Raw genomic sequence first — 20,327 nt, forward strand, 5'->3', positions numbered from 1 at the left:
GCCTCCGTTCGCCCTTCCCCTTCTCACGGGGCCCATTTTTCGCCAGGATAGAGAACAGTGTTATAGCATCACAATTCTCATCCGGAGCGCACGTGACCAAAACCAACCTCATCACCGGTTTTCTCGGCAGCGGTAAAACCACCTCAATTCTCCACCTGCTGGCGAATAAAGATCCGGCCGAGAGGTGGGCCGTGCTGGTCAATGAATTTGGCGAGGTGGGCATTGACGGCGCGTTGCTGTCATCCAGCGGTGCGATGATTAAAGAGATCCCCGGCGGATGCATGTGCTGCGTCAATGGCCTGCCGATGCAGGTCGGGCTCAATACCCTGCTGCGTCAGGGCAAACCTGACCGCCTGCTGATTGAACCCACCGGGCTGGGTCACCCGAAGCAGATCCTCGATTTATTGACCGCCCCGGTTTACGAGCCGTGGATCGATCTGCGCGCCACCCTGTGCCTGCTCGATCCGCGCCAGCTTCTGGATGACAAGGCGGTGGCCAACGAGAACTTCCGCGATCAGCTCGCCTCGGCGGACGTTATCGTCGCCAACAAGGAAGATCGCGCCACGCCAGAAAGCCAGGCCGCGCTGGAGGTGTGGTGGCAGCATTTTGGCGGCAATCGCACGCTTGTGCAGGCCACCCAGGGGAATATTGATAGCGCCCTGCTTGACCTGCCTCGTCTGAACCTCACCGAGCTGCCCGCCAGCGCGGAGCATGCCCACAGTCACCCGGTTAAGCAGGGTCTGGCAGCCCTGAGTCTGCCGGAGCACCAGCGCTGGCGTCGTAATCTGAACAACGGTCAGGGATATCAGGCCTGCGGATGGATTTTTGATGCTGAAACCGTTTTTGACACCATTGGGATCCTGGAGTGGGCCCGCCTTGCGCCCGTCGATCGCGTGAAAGGGATCATGCGCACGCCGGACGGACTGGTGCGGATCAACCGCCAGGGCGACGATTTCTTTATTGAAACGCAAAACGTGGCGCCGCCCGACAGCCGAATAGAGTTAATTAGTGCGGTTAACGCCGACTGGAATGCCCTCCAGTCCAGCCTGTTGAGGATTCGTTTAAGTTCGGGCGGCTAACGTTGCCCCAGTTTTCACTCTATGCAGAACGTTATGACAACTCGATTTCCCCTGATATTACTGCTTAATGTCGCCGGTCTGGCGCTTTTCTTCTCCTGGTATATCCCGGTGAATCATGGTTTCTGGTTCCCACTGGATTCTGCCCTCTTCCACTTCTTCAACCAGGAGCTGGTGAAGAGCAACGCGTTCCTGTGGCTGGTGGCCATCACCAACAACCGCGCCTTTGACGGCTTCTCGCTGCTGGCGATGGGCTGCCTGATGCTCTCTTTCTGGTTGAAAGAGGATAAAGCAGGACGCCGACGTATTCTTATTATTGGTCTGGTGATGCTGCTGTTTGCTGTCATCATTAACCAGCTGGCCACCGCGATTATTCCGGTTAAGCGTTCCAGCCCAACGCTCTTTTTCACCGATATTTATCGCGTCAGTGAGCTGCTGCATATTCCAACAAAAGATGCGTCGAAGGACAGTTTCCCTGGCGATCACGGCATGATGCTGCTTATTTTTTCCGCAATTATGCTTCGCTATTTCGGCAGAAAAGCGTTTGCCATAGCCCTGATTATTTTTGTGGTTTTTGCCTTCCCGCGCGTAATGATTGGCGCTCACTGGTTCACCGATATTGCCGTCGGTTCGCTTTCCGTTGCGCTGATTGCGCTGCCGTGGTGTTTAATGACCCCACTGAGCGACAGGATAATAGCGCTGTTCGATCGCTACCTTCCCGGTAAAGCGCAACAATAATTGAACAAATAACTAACCTAAATTAACGTGAGCTATCAGGGATCGACATGATCCCCGATAGCCTTCCCGCCACGATCTTTTCCCAGTGTCATATTCTTGTCATCACATTCATGATAAAAATGAAGCAATTGCGCGATAAAGCCTCGGATCTGACCGCATTTTAAGCAATTACGGATTTTTACTTTCTGTATCACATTTTCTTATAAAAAAAAGGCTTTTTTTACTCGCAATACCCCTGGCAATCGGTTAATCTCGAACTCGTTTTGCCCCATAGGGATAATTATTTCGATGGTGAATAATTTTGTGCGCTACGCCACAAATGTGACCAGAAAGAATTGTCTCAATGTGAACAGATAATTAGTCTCGTCACGTTTGGCATTTTTATAACGATATTTGTCGTTAAGGACTTCAAGGGATAATAAACAAAATGGTCAAATCTCAACCGTTTCTGAGATATATCTTACGGGGGATCCCGGCGATAGCAGTCGCGGTACTGTTATCTGCATGTAGTACATCGAACACCGCAAAGAATATGCATCCTGAGACGCGTGTTGTGGGAATGGAAGATTCCTCTTCACTGCAAGCCTCTCAGGATGAATTTGAAAATATGGTACGTAATCTGGACGTGAAGTCCCGCATTATGGACCAGTATGCTGACTGGAAAGGCGTGCGTTATCGTCTTGGCGGCAGCACGAAAACAGGTATTGATTGTTCCGGTTTTGTACAGCGTACGTTCCGCGAGCAATTTGGGTTAGATCTTCCGCGTTCGACCTATGAACAGCAGGAGATGGGCAAGTCGATTTCACGTACCAAACTGCGCACCGGTGATTTAGTTCTGTTCCGTGCCGGTTCGACAGGTCGACATGTGGGCATCTACATTGGTAATGACCAGTTTGTACATGCCTCCACCAGCAGCGGTGTGACCATTTCCAGCATGAACGAACCGTACTGGAAGAAGCGTTATAACGAAGCGCGCCGCGTACTAACCCGCAGTTAATATCGCTATTGTATCGTTGGTTATCCCTTGGCTGGCGATATGATGAAAAAAAGCACTGCTTCGGCAGTGTTTTTTTTTGCCCGTTACACTGAATACATCCAGCGGCTTTTCAGGAATCACGACGTCTATGCTTACCCGCTACTTCTCCAGTAATCGCAAGATACTGATCCTCAGTATTATCACTGGTCTCATTACCGCCCTGCTCCTGGGTTCCCTGCAATTTTCCTGGAGTTACCACAAGCGAGAAGTCAGATTCGACACCCTGGTGAATGATGTGAGCGCCTACATGGGGAGCTATTTCGACGATTTAAAAAAAGCGGTCAATGTTCTCCAGCCTCTCACGCTAAATACCTGCCACGACGTCAATCAGGAACTCACCTCACGCGCGGCCTTCAGCATTAACGTTCGCGCTTTCCTGCTGGTCAGGGACAAGATGGCATTCTGCTCTTCCGCGACAGGCCCGATGAATGTCCCGATGAAGACGCTGATACCTGAGCTGAACATCGATAAACAGATCGATATGGCCCTGCTTCCGGGTACCCCCATGCTGCCTGATGAGCCTGCGATTGCGATCTGGTACCGCAACCCATTAGTAAAGGATGGCGGCGTGTTCACCTCAGTGAATATTAATCTGACGCCTTACCTGCTCTACACGGAGCGCCAGGATGAGTTCGCGGGTATCGCCATCATCATCGGCGATAACGCGCTGTCGACGCGGTCCAGCACCCTGGTTCATGCACACGAACTGCATGACATCCCGGTCCGCACGGCGACACTGAAAGACGTCCCCCTGACCATCAACCTGTATGCGGACGCATGGACAGGCGATGAAATCCTCTATGCGCTGTTTTTCGGGCTGGTATGCGGTATTTGTGCCGGATCGCTTAACTACTACATCCTCAGCATTCGGCTCAACCCGGGTAAAGAAATTTTAAGCGCCATCAAGCGCGGTCAGTTTTATGTGGTCTATCAACCCGTCGTCGATGCCAAATCGCTCAGGATGACCGGGCTTGAGGTCCTGATGCGCTGGAAACACCCGACAATGGGGGAAATTCCGCCGGACGCGTTTATTAATTTTGCCGAAGCGCAGAAGCTGATTGTCCCGCTGACGCTGCATCTCTTTGATCTTATCATTCACGACGCTCCCGTATTACAAACGCTATTACCTCCGGGCGCAAAGGTGGGCATTAACATTGCGCCAGGTCATCTGCATGCGGAAAGCTTCAAGGACGATATGCGCACCTTCAAAGCGTTACTGCCGCCGGATTATTTCCAGATCGTGCTGGAAATTACCGAGCGCGATATGCTTAACCATCGGGAAGCCAACAGCCTCTTCGAATGGCTGCATAACGAAGGGTTTGAAATCGCCATTGATGATTTTGGAACCGGCCACAGCGCGCTGATTTATCTTGAGCATTTCACCATGGACTACCTCAAAATAGACCGTGGTTTTGTTAATGCGATCGGTACTGAGACCGTGACGTCGCCGGTGCTGGATGCCGTTCTGACGCTGGCAAGACGACTGAATATGTCGACCGTCGCCGAAGGGGTAGAGACGCCGGAACAGGCAGCCTGGCTACGCGAACACGGCGTTAACTTCCTGCAGGGATACTGGATTAGCCGTCCGATGCCGCTGGCGCAGTTCCGCGAATGGCGTCCTGATATTTCGCCCGAGGGCGATTAATTTCACATTGTCCGCGACGTCACTTATTATTCAGCTTAACCGAGCCGGTCTGTAAAAGAGGGAGCTGCCGCGAGATGCTTATGCGCTTTATGTTGCTGATGTTGGCATTCACGAGTCTGTCCAGCCAGGCGCAAGCCATCAAAGAAAATATCGCCTTCGCGGTCATTGGCGAGCCGAAATACGCGGTCAATTTTACGCACTTTGATTACGTCAACCCTGCCGCGCCGAAGGGCGGTATGGTCACGCTTTCCGCCACGGGAACCTTCGACAACTTCAACCGCTACGCCCTGCGCGGCGTGGCGGCCGCGCGGACGGAATCCCTTTACGATACGCTCTTTGTCACCTCCGATGACGAGCCCGGTAGCTATTATCCGCTGATTGCCGAGAACGTGCGCTACGCCGATAACTTCGCCTGGGCGGAAATCTCGCTGAACCCGCGAGCACGTTTTCACGATGGCACGCCGGTTAAGGCCAGCGACGTCGCCTTCACCTTCCATAAATTCATGACCGAAGGCGTGCCCCAGTTCCGCATCGTGTATAAAGGCGCATCGGTCAGAGCCATTGCGCCGCTCACCGTGCGCATCGAACTGAGTGACCCCAACAAAGAGAACATGCTGAGCCTGTTCTCGCTGCCGGTGATGCCGGAATCGTTCTGGAAAGATCATAAGCTGAGCGACCCGCTCTCCACGCCACCACTGGCTGGCGGCCCCTACCGCATTACCGACTGGCGCATGGGGCAATATGTCGTCTATTCCCGCGTCAAAGACTACTGGGCGGCCAATCTGCCGGTAAACCGCGGGCGCTGGAACTTCGACACCCTTCGTTATGATTACTACCTCGACGATAACGTGGCGTTTGAGGCGTTCAAAGCCGGGGCCTTCGATTTGCGCGTCGAGAGCAGCGCCAAAAACTGGGCGACCCGCTATATCGGCAAAAATTTTGCTAAAGGCTATATCGTCAAAGACGAGCACAAAAATGCGTCTGCGCAAGACACGCGCTGGCTGGCGTTTAATATTCAGCGTCCGGTATTTAGCGATCGCCGGGTGCGGGAAGCCATCTCCCTGGCCTTTGATTTTGAGTGGATGAACAAAGCGCTGTTTTACGGTGCCTACAGCCGCGCCAACAGCTATTTTCAGAATACCGAATACGCCGCACGCGATTATCCGAAAGCCGACGAGCTGGTCCTGCTGGCGCCGCTGAAAGCGGAACTGCCACCGCAGGTTTTCACCTCCGTGTTTCAGCCGCCCGCATCGAAGGGTGATGGTTACGACCGCGACAACCTGCTGAAGGCCAGCAAGCTGCTGGATGAGGCGGGCTGGCACCTGAAGAATCAAAAACGTGTTGATGCCAAAACGGGCAAGCCGCTCAGCTTTGAGCTGCTGCTCTCATCCGGAGGCAACGATCAGTGGGTGCTGCCGTTTAAGCACAACCTTGAGCGGCTGGGCGTGACCATGAACATTCGCCAGGTGGATAACGCGCAGATCACCAGCCGCATGCGCAGCCGTGATTACGACATGATGCAGCGCCTGTGGCCCGCCCAACCGTGGCCCAGCTCGGACCTGCAAATCTCCTGGGCCTCGAGCTACATCGACTCCTCGTACAACGCGCCGGGGGTAAAAAGCCCGGCGATTGATGCGCTGATTGCGAAAATCGTGGCGGCGCAGGGGGATAAAGAAAAGCTCCTCCCGCTCGGGCGCGCCCTCGACAGGGTCTTAACCTGGAACTACTACATGCTGCCGATGTGGTATATGGGCGAAGATCGCCTTGCGCGCTGGGATAAGTTCTCCGTGCCTGCCGTGCGCCCTGTCTACTCCCTGGGCTTTGATACCTGGTGGTATGACGTTAACAAAGCCGCCAGACTTCCCGCTGAGCGGCGATAAGGAATTATCATGTGTGCCTATCTTCTCCGCCGTCTGCTGCTGGTCATCCCTACCCTGTGGGCCATCATCACGATTAACTTTTTTATCGTGCAAATCGCCCCCGGTGGGCCGGTCGATCAGGCCATTGCCGCCATTGAATTTGGCAACAGCGGCGGCATGCCCGGCGGCGGTGGTGAAGGGATGGGCGCCAGCCATGCGCGAACCGGCGTAGGGAATATCAGTGAAAGCCACTACCGCGGCGGACGCGGTCTGGATCCGGAAGTGATCGCCGAGATCACCCACCGCTACGGCTTTGACAAACCGATTCACGAGCGCTATTTCAAAATGCTCTGGGATTACATCCGCTTTGATTTTGGCGATAGCCTGTTTCGCAGTGCGTCAGTGCTGACGCTGATCAAGCAAAGCCTGCCGGTTTCGATCACGCTGGGGCTGTGGGGTACGCTTATCATCTATCTGGTCTCTATTCCGCTCGGGATCCGCAAAGCGGTGTACAACGGCAGCCGGTTCGATATCTGGAGCAGCACGTTCATCATTATCGGCTATGCCATCCCGGCGTTTCTGTTTGCCGTCCTGCTGATCGTCTTTTTTGCCGGGGGAAGCTATTTCGACCTTTTCCCGCTGCGAGGGCTCGTCTCCGCCGATTTCAGCTCCCTGCCCTGGTACCAGAAAATTACCGACTATCTCTGGCATATTACGCTGCCGGTTCTGGCAACGGTCATTGGCGGGTTTGCGGCCCTCACCATGTTGACCAAAAACGCCTTTCTCGATGAAATTCGTAAACAGTACGTCGTCACGGCCCGCGCCAAAGGCGTGAGCGAGAAGCAGATCATGTGGAAACACGTGTTCCGCAACGCCATGCTGCTGGTGATCGCCGGGTTTCCGGCCACGTTCATCAGTATGTTTTTTACCGGCTCGCTGCTGATAGAGGTGATGTTCTCGCTCAACGGCCTGGGGCTGCTGGGCTATGAGGCCACCGTGTCGCGCGATTATCCGGTAATGTTTGGCACACTCTATATATTTACCCTGATTGGCCTGCTGCTGAATATCATCAGCGATATCAGCTATACGCTGGTCGATCCCCGAATCGATTTTGAGGGCCGATGATGCCGCGTTTAAGCCCCGTCAACCAGGCCCGCTGGGCCCGCTTTCGCCACAACCGCCGCGGCTACTGGTCGCTGTGGATTTTTGCCGTGCTGTTTGTCTTAAGCCTGTTTTCAGAACTGATCGCCAACGACAAACCGCTGCTGGTGCATTTTAACGATCGCTGGTACGTGCCGGTCATCGCCAATTACAGCGAAAGCGACTTTGGCGGCCCGTTTGCGACGCCGGCGGAGTATCAGGATCCGTGGCTTCGCCAGCAGATTGAGCAGCACGGCTGGGCGCTCTGGGCGCCGGTACGTTTTGGCGCAAACAGCATTAACTTCGCCACCACAAGCCCCTTCCCTTCCCCGCCCTCCGCGCAAAACTGGCTGGGAACGGATGCTAACGGCGGCGACGTGCTGGCACGCATCCTGTACGGCACGCGAATCTCGCTTCTCTTTGGACTGATGCTGACGCTCTTCTCAAGCGTGATGGGCGTCGTGGCGGGTGCCGTTCAGGGTTACTACGGCGGGAAGATTGACCTGTGGTGTCAGCGGATTATTGAAGTCTGGTCAGGCATGCCGACGCTGTTTCTGATCATCCTGCTTTCCAGCGTCGTACAGCCCAACTTCTGGTGGCTATTAGGCATCACCGTCCTGTTCGGCTGGATGGCGCTGGTCGGTGTGGTAAGGGCCGAGTTTCTGCGCACCCGTAATTTCGACTATATTCGCGCCGCGCAGGCGCTTGGTGTGAGCGATCGCGGGATCATTTTCCGCCATATGTTGCCCAACGCCGTGGTGGCAACGCTCACCTTCCTGCCGTTTATTCTGTGTAGCTCCATTACCACCCTCACCTCACTGGATTTTCTCGGTTTCGGGTTACCGTTGGGTTCCCCATCGCTTGGCGAACTGCTGCTGCAGGGCAAGAACAACCTGCAGGCGCCGTGGTTAGGCATCGCCGCCTTTCTTTCCGTGGCCGTGCTGCTGTCGCTGCTGATTTTTATTGGCGAAGCCGTGCGCGATGCCTTTGATCCGAACAAGGCGGTATAAGATGACCCAGCCCCTGCTCAGTATTGATAACCTGTCGATTGCCTTTTCAAAACAGGACGAGACGCGCACCGTGGTCAGCGACCTGACGCTGCAGATCCAGCGCGGTGAAACGCTGGCCCTGGTGGGTGAATCGGGTTCAGGCAAGAGCGTTTCGGCGCTCTCCATCCTGCGGCTGCTGCCCTCTCCGCCAGTGAGCTACCCGCAAGGGGATATTCTCTTTCACGGCCGTTCGCTGCTGAACGCCGACGAACAGACCCTGCGCGGCATTCGCGGCAACAAAATCGCGATGATCTTCCAGGAGCCGATGGTGTCGCTTAACCCGCTGCACAGCCTGGAAAAACAGCTCTATGAAGTGCTCTCCCTGCACCGTGGGATGCGCAAAGAGGCCGCGCGGGGAGAAATTCTGGATTGTCTTGAACGCACAGGCATACGCAATGCGCCCAAACGACTGAATGATTTTCCGCATCAGCTCTCCGGCGGCGAACGCCAGCGCGTGATGATCGCCATGGCCCTGCTCACGCGCCCCGAACTGCTGATAGCCGACGAGCCCACAACGGCGCTGGACGTGACGGTACAGGCGCAAATACTGACGCTGCTGCGGGAACTGCGTGACGAGCTGAACATGAGCCTGCTGTTTATCACGCACAACCTGAGCATTGTCAGAAAGCTGGCCGACAGCGTGGCGGTGATGCAGAACGGGCGCTGTGTTGAACAGAATACGGCATCAACGCTGCTGAGCGCACCGCAGCACCCCTATACGCAGCGGTTGCTCGACAGCGAACCCTCCGGCGACCCGGTTCCTCTCGATGCGGACAGCACGCCGCTGCTGCGCGTTGAGGATCTGTCCGTCTCGTTCCCGATCCGCAAAGGTATTCTGCGCCGCATTGTCGATCACAACCCGGTGCTGAAAAACCTCCGCTTCTCACTGCGCCCGGGGGAATCCCTGGGGCTGGTGGGCGAATCCGGCTCGGGTAAAAGCACCACCGGTCTGGCGCTGCTGCGCTTAATTGCCTCCCAGGGCGAGATCCTGTTTGACGATATGCCGCTGCACCGCTGGAACCGCCGCCAGATGCTGCCCGTGCGTCCCCGCATGCAGGTGGTGTTTCAGGATCCCAACTCCTCGCTTAACCCACGGCTCAGCGTGTTACAGATTATCGAAGAGGGTCTGCGCGTCCATCAGCCCGGCCTGAGCGCGCAGCAACGCGAGCAGGAGGTCATGCGGGTCATGGCCGAAGTAGGTCTAGATCCCGAGACGCGCCACCGCTACCCTGCGGAATTTTCCGGTGGGCAGCGCCAGCGTATCGCCATTGCCCGCGCGCTGATCCTGAAACCGGAGCTGATTATTCTGGATGAACCCACGTCGTCGCTGGACAGGACCGTTCAGGCGCAGATCCTGGCGCTGCTGAAAGGGTTACAGGAAAAGCACCGGCTGGCCTATATCTTTATCAGCCATGATTTGCAGGTGGTGCGGGCGCTATGCCATCAGGTGATTGTGTTGCGTCAGGGAGAGGTAGTCGAGCAGGGCGATTGCCAGCGCGTATTTAGCGCGCCAACGCAGCGCTACACGCGCCAGCTGTTGTCGTCAGACTAGCGCTCAGAACGGGTACTGACCGGAGAAAGGCTCGGCAATGGCAACGCCAAAATTTTTCAGACGGCAGGTGGCAGCAAACTCGTCCTGGCTTTTCACAAACAGGCACGGCTCACCTTCGCACTCCAGTACGGAGCTGTCCACTTCGATATCCGTCAGGGCCTGACTGAGGCGCTCCATCACCCGCCAGGCATTTTCGTCACTCGGGCTTAACAGCTTGAGCGCCACCAGGCAGTTTTCACAGCCCGCGACGTTTTGCGGAATCGGTTCAACTTTCGAACCAGCAAAACCCGCCGACCAGCGATAGCTCTGGGGCAAGCGATGGACAATAGAAAGTTGTAATGTATTCACGTTCGTTCCCCGGAAGCAAAATTTACTTCACAATTTATTTACATTTATAGTAACACATCATCGTCAGCCTGCACTATTCAGCACTTTTTTATCGGTATTCAGGCTCGCGTCGGCGCTATATGTACCCGTTTCTGCGATCTAACTCAACCTTTTTGAATACAATGATGTGACTTTTTACACAAATAGATTTTACATAAAATAAACAAACACAGCATAAACGAACGGGGTTTGGTTGATATGCATCAACAAAAAAGGCCCTGCCGGGCCTTCTCTGTGTTTTAGTGGACCGCTTTTCGCGGTCGGCTGGCGTAAAGATAGAAGAGTATCGAGCTGGTTGCGCAAAAAGCCATCGCCCACAGCATGGGCCATGCCGTCGTAAAGGTGGCCATCGAAAGCAACGCGCCGACGATAGCGCCGATGCCGAAGCGGAACGTCCCGGCCAGGGAAGATGCGGTTCCTGCCATGTGCGGGAACTCATCCAGGATCACCGCCATCGCATTGGATGACACCATCGACACGCAGCCGACAAAGGCCGCCACGCCAACCACCAGCGCCCAGAAGCCCACGCCCAGAAACGCGCTCACCACCAGCCAGATCGCCATCACAAACTGGATCCACAGCCCGGCGCGGAACATGTTCAGCGCCCCCACCCGTCGGACAAAGCGGCTGTTAATGATGGTCATAATGAACAGGAAGACGATGTTAAGCGCAAAGTAATAGCCGAAGTGCTGCGGCGAAACGTGGTTCAGCTCGATGTAGACAAACGGCCCGGCGCTCAGGAAGGAGAACATTCCGGCGAAGCTGAACCCGCTCGCCAGCATATAGCTCAGCACCCGCTTGTGGCGAAACAGCGAGGCAAAGTTACCAATTGTGGTTCGGATGTGAAACTTCTGGCGGCGCTCGACGGGAAGCGTTTCATCAATAAAGAAGAAGATCATTGCGGAGGCCAGCAGCGCGGCCAGAGCCAGGATCCAGAAAATCACATGCCAGCTGAACCACACCAGCACCGCACCACCGGCCATCGGGGCCACCAGCGGCGCAATCGTCGTCACCAGCATGACAAACGACATCATGCGGGAGAACTCTTCTTTCGGGTAGATATCGCGCATCAGGGCGTTAATCACCACGCTTGCCGCTGCCGCCGCCAGACCGTGGAAGAAACGCATGATAATCAGATGATCGATAGTCTGCGCCAGCGCGCAGGCAACCGCTGCGGCCGCAAAGACCAGCGTCCCGCCCAGAATGACTGGCTTGCGTCCAAGGCTGTCGGCCATCGGGCCATAAAACAACTGGCCGAGGGCAAAGCCGAGAATATAGGTGCTGAGCGTCATCTGCGCGCTGCCCGCCGGAACGCCAAACTGCGCGGAAATCACCGGCAGCGCGGGCAGGTACATATCAATAGACAGCGGCATCAGCATGGCCAGCAGGCCAAGAATGAAGACGATTTTGAACGACGAGTGTGGCCTGGTGGTCACAGAGTTCTCCTGAAATTAGTGCGAAGGCAGACCGACGCTGGCGATCTCTTCTTCCGTTAACGGGCGATATTCGCCAGGCGCCAGGTCGGGATCGAGTTCAATCGCACCAATCCGTTCGCGATGCAGGCCAACAACGTGGTTCCCCACCGCGGCAAACATACGTTTCACCTGATGATAGCGCCCTTCGCTGATGGTCAGGCGGACCTCGGTCGGGGTGATGACTTCGAGCACCGCCGGTTTGGTCAGATCTTTTTCATTATGCAGCTGAACGCCTTTCGCGAAGTGCTCTGCCGTGTCATCCGACACCGGTGACTCCAGCGTCACGAGATAGGTTTTCTCGCAGTGGTGGCGTGGAGAGGTGATGCGGTGTGACCACTGACCGTCGTCGGTCATCAGCACCAGCCCGGTGGTGTCGATATCGAGTCGACCTGCGGCGTGCAGCTTGTGCGCCACCGGCTCGTCGAGGAAATAGAGCACCGTCGGGTGATCCGGATCGTCCGTTGAGCAGACGTAGCCTTCCGGCTTATTGAGCATGAAGTAGCGCGGACCGTGCTGCTGGGTCAGCGGATTGCCGTCATACTCCACCTGATGGTCAGGTTGCAGTTTGAACGCGCTGTCTCTCACAATGTCGCCATCCACGGTAACGCGGCTGGCGCGAATTTCGCGCCCGGCAATAGCGCGGCTTACGCCGAGTTGCTGAGCGATAAACTTATCAAGTCGCATGAAATCTTTTTAGCCTTAATGGTGCAGGAAGTCGGACAACAGGTCCGAAAAAAGAAGCAGTCTGGAACGGTTCAGTATAATGGTCTGGTTGCGCCACTCAAGGGAAAAAGTTTCGTGGCATACTATCTATACCCTAAATAATTCGAGTTGCATGACAAAACGCCTATAGCGTTTTGAACAGCGCTTGCGCTGGCCCCGTAGGGGCGAGGCCACAGGCCGAGTCACGCGGCAAAGGAGTGAATCCCCGGGAGCTTACATAAGTAAGTGACCGGGGTGAACGAGTGCAGCCAACGCACAGGCAACTTGAAGTATGACGGGTATATGTGCGGAATAACGAAACCGAGACCCCATGACTTTTACACTTCGTCCCTATCAGCAGGAAGCCGTTGACGCCACCCTCGCCTGGTTCCGCAAACATCGCGAGCCGGCGGCGATTGTGCTCCCGACCGGTGCAGGCAAAAGCCTGGTCATTGCCGAACTGGCGCGTCTGGCCCGCGGCCGCGTGCTGGTGCTGGCGCACGTTAAAGAGCTCGTCGCGCAAAACCATGCCAAATATTGTGCGCTTGGACTGGAAGCCGACATTTTCGCCGCCGGGCTAAAGCGTAAAGAGAGCCACGGCAAAGTGGTGTTTGGCAGCGTGCAGTCGGTGGCCCGCAATCTGGATCTATTTCGCAGCGAATTTTCGCTGCTGATTGTCGACGAATGTCACCGCATCAGCGATGACGACGACAGCCAGTATCAGCAAATCCTGTCACACCTGAAAGAGGTGAACCCTCACCTGCGCCTGCTGGGCCTGACGGCGACCCCGTTTCGTCTGGGGAAAGGCTGGATCTATCGCTACCATTATCACGGCATGGTGCGCGGCGATGACAAGGCCCTGTTTAGCGACTGCATCTACGAGCTTCCGCTGCGCTACATGATTAAACATGGCTACCTGACGCCGCCTGAACGGCTGGATATGCCGGTGGTGCAGTACGACTTCAGCCGCCTGCAGGCGCAGAGCAACGGGTTATTCAGCGAAGCGGATCTTAACCAGGAGCTGAAAAAGCAAAAGCGCATTACGCCGCATATCATCAGCCAGATTGAGGAGTTCGCCGCGACGCGCAAAGGGGTGATGATCTTTGCCGCCACCGTTGAGCACGCACGCGAAATCACCGGGTTACTGCCCCCCGGCGACGCGGCGCTCATCACCGGCGAGACGCCCGGCCCGGAGCGTGATCGCCTGATTGAAGCCTTTAAAGCCCAGCAGTTCCGCTATCTGGTCAACGTATCGGTATTGACCACCGGCTTTGACGCCCCGCACGTCGACCTGATCGCTATTTTGCGTCCGACCGAATCGGTCAGTCTGTATCAGCAAATTGTTGGCCGCGGCCTGCGTCTGGCGCCGGGGAAAACCGACTGCCTGATTCTGGATTATGCCGGTAACCCACACGATCTCTATACGCCTGAGGTCGGCGCGCCAAAAGGGAAAAGCGACAACGTGCCCGTTCAGGTCTTTTGCCCTGCCTGCGGGTTTGCCAACACCTTCTGGGGCAAAACCACCGCCGACGGCACGCTGATCGAACATTTTGGCCGCCGCTGTCAGGGCTGGTTTGAAGATGATGACGGGCATCGCGAGCAGTGCGATTTTCGTTTCCGCTTTAAAAACTGCCCGCAGTGCAACGCCGAAAATGACATTGCCGCTCGCCGCTGTCGGGAGTGCGACACGGTGCTGGTTGACCCGGACGACATGCTGAAAGCGGCATTAAAGCTGAAAGATGCGCTGGTGCTTCGCTGTTCCGGCATGGCGTTGCAGTCCGGCGCCGATGAAAAAGGCGAATGGCTGAAAATCACCTATTACGATGAAGACGGGGCGGACGTCAGCGAGCGCTTCCGGCTTCAGACGCCAGCTCAGCGAACGGCCTTCGAACAGCTGTTTATCCGCCCGCACACCCGCACTCCGGGCGTGCCCCTGCGCTGGATCACCGTGGCCGATATCGTGCGCCAGCAGGTGCTATTGCGCCATCCGGATTTTGTGGTCGCCCGCAAAAAAGGTCAGTTCTGGCAGGTGCGCGAAAAACTCTTCGACTATGAAGGTCGCTTCCGTCGCGCCAACGAATTGCGCGGGTAGCGGGACTTTTCATTGATGTGAGGGGCATTTGAGTATAAAATGCCGCCCGCTTCACATCCGTGAGGCAGAACACTCACCTGCTGCTGGGTCGCCTGTAGTAGGGTTTTAAATACAGAGAGAAATCAATGTTTACTATCGAAGCAGAAGTACGTAACGTGCAGGGTAAGGGTGCGAGCCGCCGCCTGCGTACCGCTAACAAGTTCCCGGCTATCGTTTACGGTGGCGAAGCTGCTCCAGTTGCAATCGAACTGGATCACGACAAACTGTGGAACCTGCAGACCAAAGCTGAATTCTACAGCGAAGTTCTGACCATCGTTGTTGGCGGTAAAGAAGAAAAAGTGAAAGTTCAGGCTGTTCAGCGTCACGCGTTCAAGCCAAAACTGACTCACATCGACTTCGTTCGCGCGTAATCGCAAACCTGTCGAAAAAAACCCCGCTTCTGCGGGGTTTTTTGTGCCTGCTATTTACCGCCCGAGGTGCGGCGCTGAAGCTGATCGCGCAGATTCGGCGGCGTCCCCTTAATGGTCAGCGTATCGGTGGCCGGGTCCCAGAAGATACGTTCCCCCAGCAGCATCGCATCAAAGTTGATGGTTAACCCGCCGCCGCTGCCGGCAAACTTGGTTAACTGACGCAGCGTGCTGCGATCCGCCGGGAAGCTCTCTTCAAGCTCATAGCCCTTCTCTGCGGTAAATTCCTGGAAGCTGACTTCGCTGACGCCCGCCAACTCTTTTGACAGCGACTCCAGCTCAATCTCTTCCCCAGCCTGCAGCTGTTCGTTGCAGTAGCTGTAAACCTGCTGGCGCACCGTCTGGCGCTCAGATTTATCAAGCTGCGCTTCGGCTGTGAAATCGTCCACCGCCTGGAGCAGCCCTTTGTTCTGCGCTTTTGCGTTAAGCCCTTCGCTGGCACCGAGGAAGTCCATAAAGAAATCCGCCACTTTGCGGCCCACGCGTCCCTTCAGGAAAGTCAGGTAGCGGGTCGATTCCGGGTTGGTTTCCCACTCGGTCAAATCAATACGCGCCACGATATCCGCATGGTTAATGTCCAGATAGTGCGTCGAGCTGATATCCAGCTGCTCGTTCACGCGCATGCTGCTTAAGTTATTCAGCACGGTAACCAGCAGATACTCGACCGCCAGGTAGCGGTAGTGGCAGAACAGCACGATCCCGCCGTCGGCGAACGGATATTTCGCCAGCTCGTCGCGCAGACGCCCGGTTGCCGCACGGCTAAACGCCAGGAAATCCTCTTCACCCTGGCGCTGCAGGCGCAGGCTATCGGCCAGTTCACTCTCTTCGCTGAACAGCCCATAGGCTTTATTTTTGGCGCTGTAGACGCGATGCAGCTCTGCCATCATCTCCACAACGGTCGCCGTAGGTTCCAGTAACGAATCGCGTAGCACCACTTCAAGGGTTTGCTCATCGCGCTTGATAAGCTGGTGCAAGGCAATCTGGTTGATTTCCAGACTCATGATAAACTCTCCTTTTAGACCGGGCGGTATTCAACCACCACCAGGACATGTGTGCAACAACAGATAAAAAAGGGGAAAAAAAGCTGTTGCTACGGTAATATGTTGCCCTTTCATCAACAAACTGATTTTGATTTATGCCACAACATTCCCGCTACAGTGATGAACACGTTGAACAACTGCTCAGTGAGCTGGTCAACGTACTGGAAAAACATAAAACGCCGACCGATCTCTCCCTGATGGTTTTGGGAAATATGGTCACCAACCTGATTAACACCAGCGTTGCTCCGGCTCAGCGTCAGGCGATCGCAAAATCTTTCGCCCAGGCTTTACAGTCGTCCGTCAGCAACGACCCGGCCCATTAAGGGATACGAACAACAGTTTATGGTGACGAATCGTCAGCGCTACCGTGAAAAAGTCTCCCAGATGGTCAGCTGGGGGCACTGGTTTGCCCTGTTCAACATTCTGTTGGCGACGGTCATTGGCTGTCGTTATCTGTTTGTCGCAGACTGGCCAACAACGCTCACCGGGCGTATCTACTCCTGGATAAGCGTTGTCGGTCACTTTAGCTTTTTGGTTTTCGCCACCTATCTGCTGATCCTGTTCCCCTTGACGTTTATCGTCATGTCGCAGCGTCTGATGCGATTCTTGTCCGCTATCCTTGCGACGGTGGGGATGACGCTGCTGCTTATCGACAGTGAAGTGTTCACCCGCTTCCACCTGCATCTCAACCCCATCGTCTGGGAACTGGTGATTAACCCCGACCAGAACGAAACGGCCCGTGACTGGCAGCTGATGTTTATCAGCGTCCCGGTGATCCTGTTGATTGAGATGCTGTTTGCCACCTGGAGCTGGCAAAAACTGCGCAGCCTGACCCGCCGACGCCACTACGCGAAGCCCGTCGCCGCGCTCTTCTTCGTCTCCTTTATCAGTTCGCACATCATGTATATCTGGGCGGATGCGAACTTCTATCGCCCTATTACCATGCAGCGCGCGAACCTGCCGCTCTCGTACCCGATGACGGCACGTCGCTTCCTCGAAAAACATGGCCTGCTTGATGCGCAGGAGTACCAGCGACGTCTTATCGAGCAGGGTAACCCGGAAGCCGTCAGCGTGCAGTATCCGCTGAGCGACCTGCGCTATCGCGATATGGGCCGCGGGCAAAACGTCCTGCTGATCACCGTCGATGGCCTGAACTATTCCCGTTACGAGAAGCAGATGCCTGCGCTGGCCGATTTCGCGAGTCAAAACGTCACGTTTACTCAGCATATGAGCTCCGGTAACACAACCGACGCGGGCATCTTTGGCCTCTTCTATGGCATTTCAGCCGGATACATGGACGGCGTACTCTCTACCCGCACACCTGCGGCGCTGATCACCGGGCTGAATCAGCAGGGCTATCAGTTAGGGTTGTTCTCATCCGATGGCTTTAACAGCCCGCTCTACCGCCAGGCGCTACTGTCTGATTTCTCACTGCCAGCGGCACAAAATCAGTCCGATGCGCAGACCGCCAGCCAATGGATAAACTGGCTCCAGCGCTATGCCCAGGAAGATAACCGCTGGTTCTCATGGGTTTCCTTTAACGGCACTACGCTTGCCAACAGCAATAAGAGTGATTTCGCGCGCCGCTATGGCCGCGCGGCGGGTGATGTTGATGCGCAGATTGGCCGCGTGCTTGACGCGCTACGTGAGTCCGGCAAGCTGGATAACACCGTGGTGATCGTGACCGCAGGCCATGGCGTCCCGTTAGGTGACGAGACGAAGAGCATGAGCTGGTCACGCCCGAACCTGCAGGTTCCGCTGGTCATCCACTGGCCGGGTACGCCGGCGCAGCGCATCAATATGCTTACCGAGCATAAAGATGTGATGACCACCCTGATGCAACGCCTGCTACACGTCAGCACGCCAGCCAACGAGTATTCTCAGGGGCAGGATCTCTTCAGCGCCGCGCGCCGCCATAACTGGGTCACGGCTGCGGGGAATAATACGCTGGTGGTGACCACGCCGAAGCTGACGCTGGTGCTGAACAACAACGGGAATTATCAGACGTATAACCTGCAGGGTGAACGGCTTAAAGACCAGAAACCGCAGCTGAGCCTGCTGCTTCAGGTCCTGACGGATGAGAAGCGCTTCGTCGCTAACTGATTAATAATAAACCAGTTAGCGACGGATTCCCTTGCATTCGAAACGGAATCGAGTAGTATTCTTTCTATGCGTCGGCACGTAGCGCAGCCTGGTAGCGCACCGTCATGGGGTGTCGGGGGTCGGAGGTTCAAATCCTCTCGTGCCGACCAAAAACACATTGAAAACCAGCCTTTTATGGCTGGTTTTTTTTATTTCGCCTCGTCCGGCGTTTTGCGCAAGTACACCAGCGTAACCAGGCAAATCACCGCTCCGGCATAGAACGTATATTCCGCGCCAAACGTTTCCCAGATGACCCCGGCGCCCAGACTGGCGACTAACAATCCCACGCCGCTGACCAGACTAAAAATGCCGTAGGCGGTACCGCGCAGATCCCCAGGCGCGGTTTTCGCAATCATTGCCGCCAGCAGCCCCTGCGTCATCCCCATATGCACTCCCCAAAGCGCAACGCCCAGAAGCATTCCAGCCCAGTGGGTGCTCAGCGCCAGCACAACATCTGCCCCAATCAGCATCACCAGACCCCACTGCAGTAATCGGGTATGGCTCATCCCGTCCGATAACTTGCCAAACGGATAGGCAGAGAGGAAATAGAGCAGATTCATGGCCACCATCACCAGCGGGATCAGCGCCAGCGGCACCCCCGACTGCTGTGCGCGCAGGACAAGAAAGGCTTCACTGAAACGTGCGAGCGTGAAGATGGCCCCCAGGCCAATGACCCACCAGCAGCCTTTCCCAAGACGCCTGAGGTTCTCTTTTTTGATGGGGTTCGTGCGTTTATGTTCGACGGGCGTTTTCGGCTCATGCAGGCCGAAGAAAAGCAGCGCCACGGCGAGCACGCCGGGGATCACCGCGATCCAGAAAATCGTGCGGAAATCATCGTTCCACAGCAGCATTAATCCTACGGCCAGCAGCGGCCCGAGAAATGCGCCGACGGTGTCCATCGACTGACGCAGCCCAAAGGCCGCGCCGCGAAGTTCCGGCGGCGTAACGTCAGCAACCAGCGCATCGCGCGGCGCTCCCCGTATCCCCTTCCCGACCCGGTCGATTAAGCGCGCCCCAAGGATCATGCCGGAAGAAGAGGCGATAGCAAACAACGGTTTACTCATTGCGCCAAGACCGTAGCCCAGAACCGCCAGTCCTTTACGCTTGCCCAGATAGTCACTGATGGCGCCGGAAAACACCTTGATAAACAGCGCCGTAGCCTCAGCCAGACCTTCAATCAAACCAATGAAAATAACGCTGGCGCCCAGCGTCGTCACCATAAACAGCGGCAGCAGGCTGTGAATAATCTCCGAGGAGATATCCATTAACATACTGACGCCGCCCACCACCCAGACTCCTTTCGGGATCCGGCTGAACGTTGCAAACCGGGATAACATTGCGCATCTCCTGCTTCATGTTGAACTGTCTTGTTCGAAACAGAATATCCTGGAAATGCGAATAAAAATTATTAGACATAAAAAAAGCCACCCCGCAGGATGGCTTCGATATCGCAAATCGGCGTCTAGTGTTTATCACGTCCGCCCAGGAAGAAAATGCCCAGCGGGATGGCCAGCAGAACGGTGAACACCAGGCTGTAGACAAAGATCATCGCCGATTGCAGGACATACATGCTGGTTGTCCAGGCTGAGAGTGGAATGTTGTACTGTTCGATGACGCCAACAATGGTGGCCCGCCCCACGCACGCGGCAGCAATCATAAACACAACCAGCAGCGCCAGGAGGAACTTGCGGCCTTCAGGCGTTTTCAGTTTTGCACGAACCATCTCTCTTCCCTTTTACAGATGAATAACATTATAGAGGGTCTAAAATAACACAAACGCCTGCCGGACTCCACGCCAGTACAAATCTCTACTTGAATGGCAAATATGTGGTTTATTACGCTATTCATATTGAAAATGTAAGTAAATAACACCAATCATTCATAGTTGATATGTTAACCTGTGCAGGATCGTTTTGACATAAAGGAA

General features: G+C 55.6%; 18 protein-coding genes and 1 tRNA gene. 13 read left to right on the forward strand and 6 right to left on the reverse strand.

Translation table 11 applies throughout. The annotated features are described in order from the left end of the window. Positions 1–92: 92 nt before the first annotated feature. The 8 genes from F3J31_RS04755 to yejF all read left to right on the forward strand — a co-directional run bounded on the left by F3J31_RS04755 (position 93) and on the right by yejF (position 10,095). On the forward strand, positions 93–1,079 hold the full coding sequence (locus F3J31_RS04755) for a GTP-binding protein (RefSeq protein ID WP_167211627.1): 987 nt from the start codon (positions 93–95) through the stop codon (positions 1,077–1,079). A 33-nt stretch (positions 1,080–1,112) separates the two neighbouring features. Beyond that, entirely contained in the window at positions 1,113–1,814 is a 702-nt protein-coding gene (locus tag F3J31_RS04760; protein WP_164712107.1) for a phosphatase PAP2 family protein, read from the forward strand. Between the two features lie 427 nt (positions 1,815–2,241). After that, a complete protein-coding gene (gene mepS / locus F3J31_RS04765) occupies positions 2,242–2,811 on the forward strand; it encodes a bifunctional murein DD-endopeptidase/murein LD-carboxypeptidase (RefSeq protein ID WP_008500946.1) in 570 nt (189 codons plus the stop codon). Between the two features lie 127 nt (positions 2,812–2,938). Continuing rightward, positions 2,939–4,495: a cyclic di-GMP phosphodiesterase gene (locus F3J31_RS04770; protein ID WP_167211630.1), complete on the forward strand. Its 1,557-nt coding sequence runs from the start codon at positions 2,939–2,941 to the stop codon at positions 4,493–4,495. Positions 4,496–4,569: 74 nt separating this feature from the next. Further along, positions 4,570–6,375 (forward strand): extracellular solute-binding protein, encoded by a 1,806-nt coding sequence (locus tag F3J31_RS04775; RefSeq protein ID WP_167211635.1) that lies wholly within the window; start codon positions 4,570–4,572, stop codon positions 6,373–6,375. Between the two features lie 9 nt (positions 6,376–6,384). Continuing rightward, positions 6,385–7,479 carry a microcin C ABC transporter permease YejB gene (locus F3J31_RS04780; protein WP_167211638.1) on the forward strand — a complete coding sequence of 365 codons (1,095 nt, stop codon included), beginning with the start codon at positions 6,385–6,387 and terminating at the stop codon, positions 7,477–7,479. Further along, positions 7,479–8,504 (forward strand): ABC transporter permease, encoded by a 1,026-nt coding sequence (locus tag F3J31_RS04785; RefSeq protein WP_048224178.1) that lies wholly within the window; start codon positions 7,479–7,481, stop codon positions 8,502–8,504. The genes F3J31_RS04780 and F3J31_RS04785 overlap by 1 nt, the downstream gene beginning before the upstream one ends. Before the next feature lies 1 nt (position 8,505). Further along, positions 8,506–10,095 carry a microcin C ABC transporter ATP-binding protein YejF gene (gene yejF, locus F3J31_RS04790; RefSeq protein ID WP_167211642.1) on the forward strand — a complete coding sequence of 530 codons (1,590 nt, stop codon included), beginning with the start codon at positions 8,506–8,508 and terminating at the stop codon, positions 10,093–10,095. A 3-nt stretch (positions 10,096–10,098) separates the two neighbouring features. Here yejF and F3J31_RS04795 read toward each other — a convergent pair whose 3' ends face one another. The 3 genes from F3J31_RS04795 to rsuA form a co-directional block, all read right to left on the reverse strand. Then, entirely contained in the window at positions 10,099–10,443 is a 345-nt protein-coding gene (locus F3J31_RS04795; RefSeq protein WP_008500952.1) for a YejG family protein, read from the reverse strand. Between the two features lie 278 nt (positions 10,444–10,721). Then, a complete protein-coding gene (locus F3J31_RS04800) occupies positions 10,722–11,918 on the reverse strand; it encodes a Bcr/CflA family multidrug efflux MFS transporter (protein WP_045334334.1) in 1,197 nt (398 codons plus the stop codon). A 15-nt stretch (positions 11,919–11,933) separates the two neighbouring features. Next, entirely contained in the window at positions 11,934–12,641 is a 708-nt protein-coding gene (rsuA, locus tag F3J31_RS04805; protein WP_021241522.1) for a 16S rRNA pseudouridine(516) synthase RsuA, read from the reverse strand. A gap of 349 nt (positions 12,642–12,990) precedes the next feature. Here rsuA and F3J31_RS04810 point away from each other — a divergent pair, with 349 nt between their 5' ends. Further along, positions 12,991–14,751: a DEAD/DEAH box helicase gene (locus F3J31_RS04810; protein ID WP_167211644.1), complete on the forward strand. Its 1,761-nt coding sequence runs from the start codon at positions 12,991–12,993 to the stop codon at positions 14,749–14,751. Positions 14,752–14,876: 125 nt separating this feature from the next. Then, entirely contained in the window at positions 14,877–15,161 is a 285-nt protein-coding gene (gene rplY, locus F3J31_RS04815; protein ID WP_008500956.1) for a 50S ribosomal protein L25, read from the forward strand. A gap of 50 nt (positions 15,162–15,211) precedes the next feature. Here the strand turns inward: rplY and yejK are convergent, their stop codons facing one another. After that, the gene (yejK, locus tag F3J31_RS04820; protein WP_008500957.1) at positions 15,212–16,219 is read right to left on the reverse strand and encodes a nucleoid-associated protein YejK; all 1,008 of its coding nucleotides are present in this window, start codon (positions 16,217–16,219) and stop codon (positions 15,212–15,214) included. Between the two features lie 134 nt (positions 16,220–16,353). Here yejK and F3J31_RS04825 point away from each other — a divergent pair, with 134 nt between their 5' ends. The 3 genes from F3J31_RS04825 to F3J31_RS04835 all read left to right on the forward strand — a co-directional run bounded on the left by F3J31_RS04825 (position 16,354) and on the right by F3J31_RS04835 (position 18,510). After that, positions 16,354–16,581: a YejL family protein gene (locus F3J31_RS04825; protein WP_008500958.1), complete on the forward strand. Its 228-nt coding sequence runs from the start codon at positions 16,354–16,356 to the stop codon at positions 16,579–16,581. A 19-nt stretch (positions 16,582–16,600) separates the two neighbouring features. After that, on the forward strand, positions 16,601–18,361 hold the full coding sequence (gene yejM / locus F3J31_RS04830) for an LPS biosynthesis-modulating metalloenzyme YejM (protein WP_048028179.1): 1,761 nt from the start codon (positions 16,601–16,603) through the stop codon (positions 18,359–18,361). A 72-nt stretch (positions 18,362–18,433) separates the two neighbouring features. Beyond that, positions 18,434–18,510, forward strand: a tRNA-Pro gene (locus F3J31_RS04835). Between the two features lie 39 nt (positions 18,511–18,549). On the opposite strand, the gene F3J31_RS04840 is transcribed toward F3J31_RS04835, so the two are convergent. After that, positions 18,550–19,737, reverse strand: coding sequence for an MFS transporter (locus F3J31_RS04840; RefSeq protein ID WP_167211647.1), 1,188 nt, complete (start codon positions 19,735–19,737; stop codon positions 18,550–18,552). A gap of 125 nt (positions 19,738–19,862) precedes the next feature. Continuing rightward, on the reverse strand, positions 19,863–20,123 hold the full coding sequence (locus F3J31_RS04845; protein WP_010433451.1) for a DUF2534 family protein: 261 nt from the start codon (positions 20,121–20,123) through the stop codon (positions 19,863–19,865). Positions 20,124–20,327: the final 204 nt, after the last annotated feature.

This window comes from Enterobacter sp. Acro-832 (assembly GCF_011752745.1).
Lineage (GTDB): Bacteria > Pseudomonadota > Gammaproteobacteria > Enterobacterales > Enterobacteriaceae > Enterobacter > Enterobacter quasiroggenkampii.

What these genes read in the sequence shown, in the direction of transcription:
- F3J31_RS04760 (WP_164712107.1), top strand. Translation starts at nt 1,113, where the DNA reads ATGACAACTCGATTTCCCCTGATATTACTGCTTAATGTCGCCGGTCTG.
- mepS (WP_008500946.1), top strand. Translation starts at nt 2,242, where the DNA reads ATGGTCAAATCTCAACCGTTTCTGAGATATATCTTACGGGGGATCCCG.
- F3J31_RS04770 (WP_167211630.1), top strand. Translation starts at nt 2,939, where the DNA reads ATGCTTACCCGCTACTTCTCCAGTAATCGCAAGATACTGATCCTCAGT.
- F3J31_RS04775 (WP_167211635.1), top strand. Translation starts at nt 4,570, where the DNA reads ATGCTTATGCGCTTTATGTTGCTGATGTTGGCATTCACGAGTCTGTCC.
- F3J31_RS04780 (WP_167211638.1), top strand. Translation starts at nt 6,385, where the DNA reads ATGTGTGCCTATCTTCTCCGCCGTCTGCTGCTGGTCATCCCTACCCTG.
- F3J31_RS04785 (WP_048224178.1), top strand. Translation starts at nt 7,479, where the DNA reads ATGCCGCGTTTAAGCCCCGTCAACCAGGCCCGCTGGGCCCGCTTTCGC.
- yejF (WP_167211642.1), top strand. Translation starts at nt 8,506, where the DNA reads ATGACCCAGCCCCTGCTCAGTATTGATAACCTGTCGATTGCCTTTTCA.
- rsuA (WP_021241522.1), bottom strand. Translation starts at nt 12,641, where the DNA reads ATGCGACTTGATAAGTTTATCGCTCAGCAACTCGGCGTAAGCCGCGCT.
- F3J31_RS04810 (WP_167211644.1), top strand. Translation starts at nt 12,991, where the DNA reads ATGACTTTTACACTTCGTCCCTATCAGCAGGAAGCCGTTGACGCCACC.
- rplY (WP_008500956.1), top strand. Translation starts at nt 14,877, where the DNA reads ATGTTTACTATCGAAGCAGAAGTACGTAACGTGCAGGGTAAGGGTGCG.
- yejK (WP_008500957.1), bottom strand. Translation starts at nt 16,219, where the DNA reads ATGAGTCTGGAAATCAACCAGATTGCCTTGCACCAGCTTATCAAGCGC.
- F3J31_RS04825 (WP_008500958.1), top strand. Translation starts at nt 16,354, where the DNA reads ATGCCACAACATTCCCGCTACAGTGATGAACACGTTGAACAACTGCTC.
- yejM (WP_048028179.1), top strand. Translation starts at nt 16,601, where the DNA reads ATGGTGACGAATCGTCAGCGCTACCGTGAAAAAGTCTCCCAGATGGTC.
- F3J31_RS04840 (WP_167211647.1), bottom strand. Translation starts at nt 19,737, where the DNA reads ATGTTATCCCGGTTTGCAACGTTCAGCCGGATCCCGAAAGGAGTCTGG.
- F3J31_RS04845 (WP_010433451.1), bottom strand. Translation starts at nt 20,123, where the DNA reads ATGGTTCGTGCAAAACTGAAAACGCCTGAAGGCCGCAAGTTCCTCCTG.